At 38.1% G+C, this 11515-nt stretch carries 12 protein-coding genes; 4 read left to right on the top strand and 8 right to left on the bottom strand.

Features of this window, described 5'->3' with window-relative positions; translation table 11 throughout:
- Nucleotides 1-356: 356 nt before the first annotated feature.
- Nucleotides 357-701, top strand: coding sequence for a hypothetical protein (locus ACEYX7_RS09165; protein WP_374900469.1), 345 nt, complete (start codon nucleotides 357-359; stop codon nucleotides 699-701).
- Between the two features lie 30 nt (nucleotides 702-731).
- Here ACEYX7_RS09165 and ykgO read toward each other — a convergent pair whose 3' ends face one another.
- The 5 genes from ykgO to fis all read right to left on the bottom strand — a co-directional run bounded on the left by ykgO (nucleotide 732) and on the right by fis (nucleotide 4882).
- Entirely contained in the window at nucleotides 732-857 is a 126-nt protein-coding gene (gene ykgO, locus ACEYX7_RS09160) for a type B 50S ribosomal protein L36 (protein WP_374804367.1), read from the bottom strand.
- A 199-nt stretch (nucleotides 858-1056) separates the two neighbouring features.
- On the bottom strand, nucleotides 1057-2340 hold the full coding sequence (gene purD / locus ACEYX7_RS09155) for a phosphoribosylamine--glycine ligase (protein ID WP_374804369.1): 1284 nt from the start codon (nucleotides 2338-2340) through the stop codon (nucleotides 1057-1059).
- Between the two features lie 9 nt (nucleotides 2341-2349).
- Nucleotides 2350-2655 carry a hypothetical protein gene (locus tag ACEYX7_RS09150; RefSeq protein ID WP_374804371.1) on the bottom strand — a complete coding sequence of 102 codons (306 nt, stop codon included), beginning with the start codon at nucleotides 2653-2655 and terminating at the stop codon, nucleotides 2350-2352.
- 297 nt (nucleotides 2656-2952) lie between these two features.
- Nucleotides 2953-4527 (bottom strand): bifunctional phosphoribosylaminoimidazolecarboxamide formyltransferase/IMP cyclohydrolase, encoded by a 1575-nt coding sequence (gene purH / locus ACEYX7_RS09145; protein ID WP_374900468.1) that lies wholly within the window; start codon nucleotides 4525-4527, stop codon nucleotides 2953-2955.
- Nucleotides 4528-4609: 82 nt separating this feature from the next.
- Entirely contained in the window at nucleotides 4610-4882 is a 273-nt protein-coding gene (gene fis, locus ACEYX7_RS09140; protein ID WP_374804374.1) for a DNA-binding transcriptional regulator Fis, read from the bottom strand.
- Between the two features lie 609 nt (nucleotides 4883-5491).
- Here fis and sohB point away from each other — a divergent pair.
- Nucleotides 5492-6478, top strand: coding sequence for a protease SohB (gene sohB / locus ACEYX7_RS09135; RefSeq protein WP_374804376.1), 987 nt, complete (start codon nucleotides 5492-5494; stop codon nucleotides 6476-6478).
- Between the two features lie 26 nt (nucleotides 6479-6504).
- Nucleotides 6505-7005 carry a hypothetical protein gene (locus tag ACEYX7_RS09130; protein ID WP_374804378.1) on the top strand — a complete coding sequence of 167 codons (501 nt, stop codon included), beginning with the start codon at nucleotides 6505-6507 and terminating at the stop codon, nucleotides 7003-7005.
- A gap of 61 nt (nucleotides 7006-7066) precedes the next feature.
- Here the strand turns inward: ACEYX7_RS09130 and ACEYX7_RS09125 are convergent, their stop codons facing one another.
- From ACEYX7_RS09125 to pyrC, 3 genes are all read right to left on the bottom strand, one after another.
- Nucleotides 7067-7915, bottom strand: a complete 849-nt coding sequence (locus tag ACEYX7_RS09125; protein WP_374806985.1) for a transporter substrate-binding domain-containing protein — start codon at nucleotides 7913-7915, stop codon at nucleotides 7067-7069.
- A gap of 282 nt (nucleotides 7916-8197) precedes the next feature.
- Nucleotides 8198-8902 (bottom strand): ribonuclease T, encoded by a 705-nt coding sequence (gene rnt, locus ACEYX7_RS09120; protein WP_374804382.1) that lies wholly within the window; start codon nucleotides 8900-8902, stop codon nucleotides 8198-8200.
- Complete coding sequence (gene pyrC, locus ACEYX7_RS09115) at nucleotides 8899-9936, bottom strand: dihydroorotase (protein ID WP_374804384.1); 1038 nt, start codon at nucleotides 9934-9936, stop codon at nucleotides 8899-8901. Before pyrC ends, rnt begins: the two co-directional genes overlap by 4 nt.
- A 325-nt stretch (nucleotides 9937-10261) precedes the next feature.
- Between pyrC and dnaX the strand changes: the two genes are divergently transcribed.
- On the top strand, nucleotides 10262-11515 hold a 1254-nt coding region (dnaX, locus tag ACEYX7_RS09110), incomplete at its 3' end, for a DNA polymerase III subunit gamma/tau (RefSeq protein ID WP_374900466.1).

The following is an 11515-nucleotide window of genomic DNA, read 5'->3' as shown; positions in this document are numbered from 1 at the left end:
AATTAAGCAAGGGCTTCTTGATGACTATATTTGTGAGCAACTTCGTTGCCCTTCGGTTAGGTTTGCGTAAGTCCTAAGATATTCAAGATCAAGTTTTAATAAAAAATGTCGCCACTCAATCTTTTAGTGAATATGATTTATATCCATTATTAGCGGAGTATTTATCTAATGAGTTTGGATTATATAGCGTACGCATTGATGAAAAAACTTCACGTAATACTCGTGGTGCAAAGGGGAATCGATGGCTACACCCAGATATTGTTGCATTACAAGCGCTTGATATAAATTGGCATTCGCATGTTAGAGATTGTATTCAAAATAAAATAGAACAAAAATCTCGATTGTGGTCTTTTGAAGTGAAAACCATTATACAAAGGTCAAATGTACGAGAATGTTTTTTCCAAGCAGTGAGTAATTCAAGTTGGGCAAATGAAGGTTATTTAGTTGCGACAGAAATTCGTAGTCAAGCTTATGATGAGTTACGCATTTTATCAGATTTACATGGTATTGGTGTGATTGTGTTAGATTTAAAAAATATCAGTGAAAGCCAAATTCTGATTCCTGCTAAGCGTAAAGAAAATGTAGACTGGCAATCGGTTAATCGTATCGTGGAAGAAAATAAAGATTTTGCATATTTTATTGATTGCGTATCTAGTTATTATAAAGGTACAAGTCCTGATAAAATTAAATGGGAACAATAAAAAAACGCCAAATCACTTTGGCGTTTTATTTTACCCTTGACGAGCTTTAAAACGTGGATTTGATTTACAAATCACAAATAACTTACCACGACGACGCACGACTTGACAGTCTTTGGCACGTTTTTTAGCACTTTTTAAAGAAGAGAGGACTTGCATGAGAACTACACCTTTGTTCTGAGGATATACGTTATAGTATAACATAAAATTTTCCCTTGAATATAGTTTAAATGAGAATTTTTATCATTTAATTTTGATTGTTAGTAAAGCACAATCCATTTTTGATTTGCGTAAAAAATGGCGACAACCTAAATATTTAAATTATCGCCAATTTTTATACTTATTTTTCAATAAGTTATTATGCTTGCTCTCTCGCAATCGCACGATAGCCAATATCTTTACGATATTGCATACCATCAAATTTTACAGCTTCACAGCCTTTTAACGCTGCTGCTTGTGCTTGCTGTACCGTATCACCTAAAGCGGTTACGCATAATACACGGCCACCTGCGGTAACGATTTCGCCTTTTTCATTGGTCGCTGTACCTGCATGGAATACTTTGGTATCGCCAGTAACTTGGTCTAAGCCAGTAATCACATCGCCTTTACCCGATGTTTCTGGATAGCCTGCGGTCGCAAGCACGATACCGATGGATTTACGTTCATCCCATTTGGCTTCTTTTGGTAATTTGCCGTCCAAGCCTGCTTGTACCAACTCCACCAATGACGATTGCAAACGCACCATAATCGGTTGAGTTTCTGGATCGCCAAAACGACAGTTAAACTCAATCACTTTTGGCTGACCTTGTGCATCAATCATCAAACCTGCATACAAAAAGCCCGTATAAACATGACCGTCTTTTTTCATACCATCTACGGTTGGACGCATGATTTCAGTCATTACACGTTCAAATACATCAGCCGTCACCACTGGAGCAGGGGAATACGCACCCATACCGCCAGTATTCGGGCCTTGATCGCCTTCAAAAATACGTTTGTGGTCTTGTGATGTCGCCATCGGCAAGATATTTTCACCATCAATCATACAGATAAATGATGCTTCTTCACCTGCCAAAAATTCTTCAATCACCACACGAGAGCCAGCATCGCCAAATTTATTGCCTGCCAACATATCATCAATGGCGGCAAAAGCTTCTTCTTGGGTCATGGCAACAATCACGCCTTTACCTGCCGCCAAGCCATCCGCTTTAATCACGATTGGCGCACCGTGTTTTTCCACATAGGCTTTGGCAGGATCGACTTCGGTAAATACATCATAAAATGCAGTCGGGATATTGTGCTTTTTCAAAAAGTCTTTGGCAAATGCTTTTGAGCCTTCCAATTGTGCTGCATATTGGGTAGGGCCCCAAATTTTGATGTCAGCAGCACGGCAGGCATCCACTACGCCATTAACAAGCGGTGCTTCAGGACCAACTACGATAAAATCTACCGCATTATTTTTGGCAAAATCGACAATTGCCGCATTATCCAAAATATTTAATGCCACGTTTTGGCATTTATTTTCGCTTGCTGTACCGGCATTACCTGGGGCAACAAATACGGTTTGCACATTGCTATCTTGTGCGATTTTCCATGATAGGGCGTGTTCACGACCACCACTACCTAAGACTAAGATATTCATGATAAATTCCTACTTTTGATTCACAGAAACGATAAAATTATTCAGTACAAAGATGCTTTTTTCGGCATCAATATAACTTACGCAAATCGGTTGATTTAATTGTAACGTGGACATATCAATATCGCTTTTAAGTGGCTCACTACGAAAAGATATGGTTTGCTGTGCATTTTGGATGACAACATTGGCTGGATTAAACGGTGATAAATAAAAAAATTGATATTCATTTTTGACCAACGTACCGCAAAAGTGTTCAGCTTGTTTTGGTGCAACATAGTGGATTAAACTATACTTCCAAGCCCAATTACCAACAAACATTAAAAATATTATAGCCAAATTTAGATAATTTTTTAGATTGGGATGTTGATTATCAGGATCTTTGACTAATAATATGCAATAGAAAAAATAGATCAAAATTGAGAATACAAAAAATGTATCTCAAAAGAAATCGTTACAATGAAAAAAAGTAATATAACAAGCATTAGCCACGGTTCAGCTTGCTTAAAGACCTTAAACATATTTTCCCTACCCATACTGAATGTCGTAGATACACAACATCCCCTAATCTAAAATTAAGAGATTTTGTGATAACGCACTGATTGATTTTTATTTAAATCAATGACGGAAATGACGCATTCCAGTAAACACCATAGCGATACCATGTTCATTGGCAGCGGCAATCACTTCTTCATCACGCATTGAACCACCTGGTTGAATGATACATTTAATGCCTGCTTTTGCTGCATTGTCAATACCATCACGGAATGGGAAGAATGCATCTGATGCCATCACCGCACCTTCAACCACCAAACCTGCATGTTCTGCTTTGATGGCAGCGATACGTGCAGAATTAACACGGCTCATTTGACCTGCACCAACACCGATGGTTTGACGGTTTTTGGCATATACAATCGCATTGGATTTGACATATTTTGCCACTTTCCATGCAAAAATCAAATCGTCCAATTCCGCATCAGTAGGGACTTTATCAGTTACCACTTTTAGGTCATCTTTAGTAATCATGCCCAAATCTTGTTCTTGCACCAATAAACCACCATTGACACGTTTAAAGTCAAATTGGCTAGCACGTTCCTCAATTTTCGGTAACTCACCACAAACCAATACACGCACGTTTTTCTTGCTTTCAGTGACTGCCAATACACCATCAGCAATACTTGGTGCAATAATCACTTCAACGAATTGACGTTCGATAATCGCTTTAGCAGTTTCAACATCTAACTCACGGTTAAAGGCGATGATGCCACCAAAAGCAGATTCTGGATCAGTTGCATAAGCCAAGTTATAAGCATCCAAAATACCGTCCAAAGACACCGCAACACCACAAGGATTGGCATGTTTGACGATGACACAAGCAGGCTTCACGAATGATTTCACACATTCCAAAGCCGCATCGGTATCTGCAATATTGTTATAAGATAATTCTTTGCCTTGCAATTGCTTCGCTGTAGATACGCTGGCTTCTTTGGCTGTGCTTTCTACATAGAATGCAGCAGATTGATGTGGATTTTCACCGTAACGTAAATCTTGTGCTTTATCTAATTGCATATTGAAAGTACGGGCAAATTGATCTGCTTGACCTTCTTCTTTGCCGACACGTGCACCTAAGTATTGTGCAATCATACCGTCATATTGTGCAGTATGTTCAAAAGCTTTTACCGCCAAATCAAAACGTGTTGCGTGTGATAAAGCTTTGTTAGCTTTGAGTTCAGCAATCACTGCATCATAATCACTGGCATTCACTACGATACCGACTGATGCATGATTTTTCGCTGCTGCACGCACCATAGTTGGACCGCCGATATCGATATTTTCGATGGCATCAGCAAGCGAGCAGTTTGGTTTTGCAACAGTTTTGGCAAATGGATAAAGGTTTACCACCACCAAATCAATCGCAGCAATATTATGCTCTGCCATCACCGCTTCATCCAAACCACGACGAGCCAAAATACCGCCATGAATTTTTGGATGTAAAGTCTTCACACGACCGTCCATCATTTCAGGGAAGCCAGTATGTTCAGATACTTCAATCACGTTGATTTGGTTATCTTTAAGCAGTTTATAAGTACCGCCAGTCGATAAAAGTTCAATTCCAAGATTTGCCAATTGTTGAGCAAATTCCACAATACCTGTTTTGTCAGAAACAGAAATCAATGCACGTTTAACAGTCATAAGCTTAGGTGAATATCAAGTTAAAGGAAATTAAAAATAACAGACATAAAAAATGCCCGCTCGTAAGCAGGCATTTTAGCATTTATTCAGCCATTAATCCGTGTGCTTTTAACTTTTTACGCAAAGTTCCACGGTTTAGACCCAAAATTTCAGCAGCTTTGGTTTGATTACCACGTGTATATTCCAAAACAACTGATAATAATGGTTTTTCCATCTCAGCAAGTACAAGGTCATATACTTGAGCAGGTTGTTCACCTTGCAATTGAGAGAAATAATGACGTACAGCACGGTCAACGTGAATACGTAAAGCGACATCAGAAGATTGAGTTGGGAAAGTAGGAGATTTGCTATTCATGTGATAAATCCAAAAATTTAAACGAAGGGAATTGCTCCGAAAAAATTGAATAAAATGAAAAAAAACACAGTCTCAAAAAAAGACCACATCATAGAGTAGATGACTAATCTTACAAATTTTTCAGCAAAAAAAAACCACGCACAAGCATCATACTTGTGATGTAGTTATCACTGTAGTTAGATAAGAAAAATAAATGAACGTCATAAATTATCTCTATGTTGTGCATTATAACAGCTTTTTGGTGACAAAAATAAGTACTTTTGCATAATTTTTATCAATAAATTTCGATAAATTTGCAAGTTTATGTAAAAAATAACGATTAAACTTTTGATATAAAGATTTATAGATATATTATATATTACCTAACTTGGATGCTATGTTAATGAATTATAAATATAAATTATGTATTAATCATGGAGGTAATTGGGTTTTAGTAAAGGTGTATATTATAGTATTTTTTTAAAAAATAATGGGTACTACTATTTTGCGACAGATTTATCGGTTTTTAGCTGATTTGATATACAAAATTACGAGCAGATGCACTTGAAAAAATCGGCATTCGCCCCATCATTTAAATAATATCTTTTGAGTAAAATTACGGAACATTTTATGTTATTTCAAATTCCAAAACTCCCAGCCGAATTACGTATCGTTCATTTAAATCAACGTGTCAAAGCACAACGTCAACGCATCGAACAAGCTATAGACAGCAAAGATAAAGGCAGCTCTTTTTTAACACGCCTAAAAAAGCAAATCGAGAAAAGTAAAGCAAAGCGTAAGGATAAAAACCAGCAAAAAACAGGTAATGTTTATGTGTTAGATTTTAAAGGTGATGTATTTGTTAATGCGGTCGATCAGTTGCGTGAAGAAATTACCCTGATTTTATCGGTGGCTAAACCTGACCAAGATCGTGTGGTATTAAGATTAGAAAGCCCAGGTGGTGCGGTGCACGGTTATGGCTTGGCAGCTGCACAATTGGTGCGTTTGCGTGATGCAGGTTTTGAGTTAATTATCTGTGTAGATAAAGTGGCGGCAAGTGGCGGTTATATGATGGCATGTATTGCCAATCAAATTATTTCTGCTCCTTTTGCAGTCGTTGGTTCGATTGGTGTGGTAGCACAATTGCCAAACTTCAATAAGTTATTGAAAAAACATGACATTGACTATGAAGTGTTTACTGCTGGTGAATATAAACGTACCGTGACAGTATTTGGTGAAAACTCAGACCAAGGCAAGCAAAAGTTTGAACAAGAATTGCAACAAACACATGAATTGTTCAAGCACTTTGTAGAGAAGTATCGTCCAAAACTGAATGTAGAACAGGTTGCAACGGGTGAGCATTGGTATGGTGAAGATGCATTAAAATTAAACTTGGTAGATGAGCTGAAGACTTCGGATGCTTATCTCTTGGATTTAATTGAACAAAATGATGTATATCTGATTCAGACACGCCACAAACCAACTTTGGGTGAAAAGTTAGGTCTTCAAGCAGCAAGTATGGCACGTGTGGCTATCCCTGCATGCAGTGAAGTGTTGAGCGAACAAATGCAACGTCTCGCACAAAAATCAGTATTATTCCGTGATCCGAATGTTTAAGCGTATAATTTAAAGGTACATAGCGAATGAAAATTTTATTAAAAGATACGCAACAGCATATTGAATACAAAGACTACCCAACAGACAATGCTTTGCAGTTTATGTTGGGGTTGAAGAAGATTTTTCCTTCTATTTTTGACTTATTACTGCCTATTTTGCCTGATGATGACAAAATCGATCAATTGACGTGGGAAAGCACAACCATTGATTTTGAACGTTTTAAGCGTCTAGTCGGTGCTTGGGCAACTTTAGAAATGCGATTGCATGCACTAGGACAAGCACTTTCTACAGATCATGTGCCACAAATTTTGAAGCAAGCACAAGCAGAAAGACGTGATTTCGTTAGTCAGCAAGATCAACTCAACTTATTATATGGTGACTATGTGTTTTTGCATACGGCACATGTGTTAATCGACAGTGTGATGGTTGATTTGGGAAGTAATTTTTATACACCGACTTTACAGCAACAATGGCAAGACGATATTCCAAAAGATATTCTCAATCGCACAATCAACGTAAAAATATAAGCACAAAAAAAGGCAAGTGATACTTGCCTTTTTTGATTCTAATCTCTTTTGCTCATCAAGATTAAGATTGTGTTTTACCGAACCACTTTTCAACCAACTTATCGTATGTACCGTTGCTCTTAATGGTTGCCAAACCTTTATTGATTTTTGTAGTCAACTCGGTATTACCTTTTTTCACTGCAAAAGCAATTTCTTTTTTCGGCTCATTTAAGGCAATTTTACGCATCTTAATTTCAGGGTGTTTTAACTGATAATATTGCAAGATACGGCTATCACCAATTGTACCATCACTCTTACCTAAGTAAGTGCTTTGTAGTGATAAGAAGAAGTTTTCTGATTTAACGATATTATCTGCCGAACCTGTAACTTTGGTTGCAAGTTCGATACTGCTTTTGCTACTGCCACTCACAGCAATTTTTTTGCCTTTGAGTTGATCTACGGAGTGAATAGTGGCGTTTTCTGGTTTATCAACGATATAAATATCACGAGTAAATTCTAGATAAGGCTGAGTAAAATCCATCTCAGCAGCACGTTCTGGTGAAGCAGATAGAGCAGCAGCCCAAATACTAAAGCGACCATTGTTCAATGTATTAGTAACTTCGCTACGCGGTGTATTGACAAAAGTCACATTAAATTTTTCCGCTTCACCAATGGCGTTCAATAACTCAACTTCAAAGCCAGTAGGTTTACCATTGTTATCTTGGAAAGAGAAAGGAGGGTAAGTGACTTCCGAACCAACAAGATAGGTAGGATAATCGGGGTTTTGCTTGGTTGCTACTGCTGCAGTACTTGCTTGCTGAGCTGTGCTTGCAGGTACTTTGTTATCACCGTTTGTCGTACCTTTGTTTGCTTCTTGAGAACATGCTGTCATTAAACATAAAGAAACCAGCACTGCTAAATACTTTTGCATTTTAAAATTACTCCTAATAAACACATTAAAGTTACAAACCATTAAAAATATTACCTTAATTTACATTGAGACTACCGTATAGGCAGATATATAGTGCAATGGTATCGTATTTTGTATATGAGACTTGATGTCACATAAGGTTTATATATTAATAATTATATTACATTTTTTTACATAAAGATGAAGTGATTATCATAATTCACTTATACTTTAGTATAATATACAAGTTGGCTGTCTTGTTTTTGAGTATTTTACAGCCAACTTTGAGGCATTTTGGTGTGATTATTCTTCTGTTTGTTGGGTTTTATTTTCAGGTGTTGGGCGATATATTGTTTGTTGGTTAAGGTAATGACAAAACAATTCCGCAGTTTTTTGCGTGTCATACAAGGCTGAATGGGCTTGATGACCATCGAAATCAATGCCGACATGTTTGCACGCTTTTGCCAACACGGTTTGTCCCAAATTGATCGCACTCAAAGTCACAGTATCGATCACTGAAAAACTATGAAAAGGATTTTGATTTTTACTGCCAGTACGTGTAACAGCCGCCTGCAAGAAATTTAAGTCAAAGTGGGCATTATGACCCACCAAAATACATTTCATACATTGCTGTACACTCCGTATTTCATTTAACGATTTGAAAATACGACGTATCGCATCTTTTTCATCTTCTGCGATGGCTTTGCGTATTGGATTATTCGGATCAATACCTGTAAATTGTAATGAACGCTGTTCCAAATTTGCTCCTTCAAAAGGCTGTAAATGAGCATGGAAAGCTGGACCTGGTACAAACTGCTCTTGTTCGTTGTACAAAATAGGGATACAAGCAATTTCTAATAGAGCGTCCGTTTTGGCGTTAAAGCCTGCAGTTTCAACATCGACCACCACAGGTAAATAACCACGAAAACGCTGTGCGATAAGTGGTAAGTTTTTATCTAAACCAGTGATAACGTGCTGTTGTGTATCGTTGGATATGTTTGTAGTCATGATTGTATGGTCCAGTCGAGTTGTTGCCCAGCATGTAAAGGAATAATTGGATCATTGTCTAAATAATCAAACTGCTCAGCAATCTGTTGGCTTTGACGTTTTAGGGTAATGGTCTTGGTATTACGTGGCAAACCATAAAAGTCTGCACCGAACAAACTTGCAAAGCCTTCGAGTTTATCCAAAGCATTGACCTGATCAAAAGCCTGTGCGTACAGCTCAATGGCATATGGTGCAGAATAACAACCTGCACAGCCACAGGCATTTTCTTTTTTGCTACGAGAGTGCGGTGCAGAATCTGTACCTAAGAAAAACTTCGGACTACCGCTGGTTGCTACTTTTAATAAAGCGTGTTGATGTGTTTGACGTTTTAAAATCGGTAAACAGAAAAAGTGCGGACGTATACCACCAACAAGCATATCATTACGATTAAACAATAAGTGCTGTGGGGTAATGGTGGCTGCGACATTTTTACCTTGTGATACGACAAATTTTGCTGCATCTTCTGTAGTAATGTGTTCTAAGATCAGTTTTAGATCACTGAAGCGATTTAGAATAGGCGACAACACTTCATCCAAAAAGTATTTTTCACGGTCAAAAATATCCACGTGTTGATGAGTGACTTCACCGTGTACCAAAAGCGGAATTTGTTGCTTTTCGATTTCTTCGATAATGGGATAAATTTTTTCAATATTACTGACACCATGGTGTGAATTGGTGGTCGCACCTGCTGGGTAAAGCTTAATTGCACTCACATAAGGTGAATCTTTAATCGCTTTAATGTCATCAATGCTGGTACTGTCAGTAAAATACAGCACCATGCGTGGATCAAAATCAATGCCTTCAGGCACATGAGCCATAATGCGTTCGCGATAGGCGTGTGCTTGCTCAACACTGGTTACAGGTGGGACAAGATTAGGCATACATACCGCACGATGGAACTGCTTTGCCATATCAGGCACAGTACGTTTTAGAGCATCACCATCACGTAAATGTACATGCCAGTCATCAGGTTGAATCAGCGTTAAAGTATCCACAATCTTATCCTTCTATCTATCGCAACAAATCTTAGAGCTATAACTTGTTATATAATAAGTGAAAAAAAATAGAATTACAATTCTACTCAAGGTGCTTAAAATGAGCTTTTATATATGTTTATTCTATTTGCAATGAAATTGACGTTTAATAAATACGCTATCACATTAAAATATTCAATCTAAATGAATAAGCGAGAACTTTATGAATTATCAGCAAGGTAATCACCCATAATAAATATAGTCAATTCATTTGCCAAAAGGCAGAAAAACTCTTTCCATATATCATCAAAAAACAGTATGCTATAGCCACTTTTTAGGAGTGATTATGTACCAAGTCCTTGCCCGTAAATATCGTCCACGCAATTTTCATGAATTGGTCGGACAACAGCATGTATCTCGTGCCTTGAGTAATGCCCTAGAGCGTGGGCGGTTGCATCATGCCTATTTATTTACAGGGACGCGTGGCGTAGGCAAAACCACCATTGCACGGATTTTGGCAAAATGTCTCAACTGCGAAACAGGCGTCACTGCAACTCCATGCGAAACTTGTGCGGTGTGTACTGCGGTGAATGAAGGACGTTTTATAGACCTGATTGAAATCGATGCCGCATCACGTACCCGTGTGGAAGATACCCGAGAGTTATTGGACAATGTGCCTTATGCCCCAACGCAAGGTCGCTACAAAGTCTATCTCATCGACGAAGTGCATATGCTTTCTACGCATAGCTTTAACGCCTTGCTCAAAACTTTGGAAGAACCACCGGAACACGTCAAATTTTTATTTGCTACTACAGATCCACAAAAATTACCGATTACCATTATTTCTCGTTGTTTGCAATTTAGCTTGCGTCCTTTGGGCAAAGATGAGATCAGCTTGCATCTAGAAAATCTATTACAAAAAGAACATATCCCTTTTGAACAACAGGCATTATGGCAATTGGCAGAGTCGGCACAAGGCTCGCTACGTGATGCGTTGTCTCTGACCGACCAAGCGATTGCTTATGGGCAAGGGCAGGTGAATAGTCTCGATGTCAAAAATATGTTGGGCTTGATTGATAAAAGCTTGATTATCGACTTGCTCACTGCAATTCATCAAGACCAAAAAGCCCAAGTGGCGATGATTTTGCAAGCTCTGCGTCAGCAAGCGATTGATGTCACTCATGTTTTGGAACAATTAATCCATACTTTGCATGAAACGGCAATTGCGCAATGTATGGGACAGCAGATTGAGCAAAATTACAATGCCAGTCAAGACGAATACCAATCTTATCAACAGCTTGCACAACAAATTGATGCCCAAGATATTCAGCTTTATTATCAAATTGCTTTGCAAGGGCGTGCCGATTTGGCGTTGGCAATGACGCCAGAACAAGGCTTTGAAATGTGTATTTTGCGATTATTGGCATTTCGTCCTTTGCCAGTCGGGCAAGTAGTCGATGTTCAGCCAGTTTCACAAAAAAATATTTCCACCGCTCTTGCACCAAGCGATAGTGTACAACATGATGTTGAAAATGTTGAAAATGTTGAAAATGTTGAAAATGTTGAAAATGTTGAAAATGTTGAAAATGTTGAAAATGTT

Origin of the sequence: Hubeiibacter jixunmingi (genome assembly GCF_041928215.1) — a bacterium.
GTDB lineage: Bacteria > Pseudomonadota > Gammaproteobacteria > Pseudomonadales > Moraxellaceae > Acinetobacter.
The sequence above is the reverse complement of the archived record's forward strand: the minus strand, read 5'-3'. Positions and strand labels throughout refer to the sequence as shown.

What these genes read in the sequence shown, in the direction of transcription:
- ykgO (WP_374804367.1), bottom strand. Translation starts at nt 857, where the DNA reads ATGCAAGTCCTCTCTTCTTTAAAAAGTGCTAAAAAACGTGCCAAAGAC.
- purD (WP_374804369.1), bottom strand. Translation starts at nt 2,340, where the DNA reads ATGAATATCTTAGTCTTAGGTAGTGGTGGTCGTGAACACGCCCTATCA.
- ACEYX7_RS09150 (WP_374804371.1), bottom strand. Translation starts at nt 2,655, where the DNA reads ATGTTTGTTGGTAATTGGGCTTGGAAGTATAGTTTAATCCACTATGTT.
- purH (WP_374900468.1), bottom strand. Translation starts at nt 4,527, where the DNA reads ATGACTGTTAAACGTGCATTGATTTCTGTTTCTGACAAAACAGGTATT.
- fis (WP_374804374.1), bottom strand. Translation starts at nt 4,882, where the DNA reads ATGAATAGCAAATCTCCTACTTTCCCAACTCAATCTTCTGATGTCGCT.
- sohB (WP_374804376.1), top strand. Translation starts at nt 5,492, where the DNA reads ATGTTATTTCAAATTCCAAAACTCCCAGCCGAATTACGTATCGTTCAT.
- ACEYX7_RS09130 (WP_374804378.1), top strand. Translation starts at nt 6,505, where the DNA reads ATGAAAATTTTATTAAAAGATACGCAACAGCATATTGAATACAAAGAC.
- ACEYX7_RS09125 (WP_374806985.1), bottom strand. Translation starts at nt 7,915, where the DNA reads ATGCAAAAGTATTTAGCAGTGCTGGTTTCTTTATGTTTAATGACAGCA.
- rnt (WP_374804382.1), bottom strand. Translation starts at nt 8,902, where the DNA reads ATGACTACAAACATATCCAACGATACACAACAGCACGTTATCACTGGT.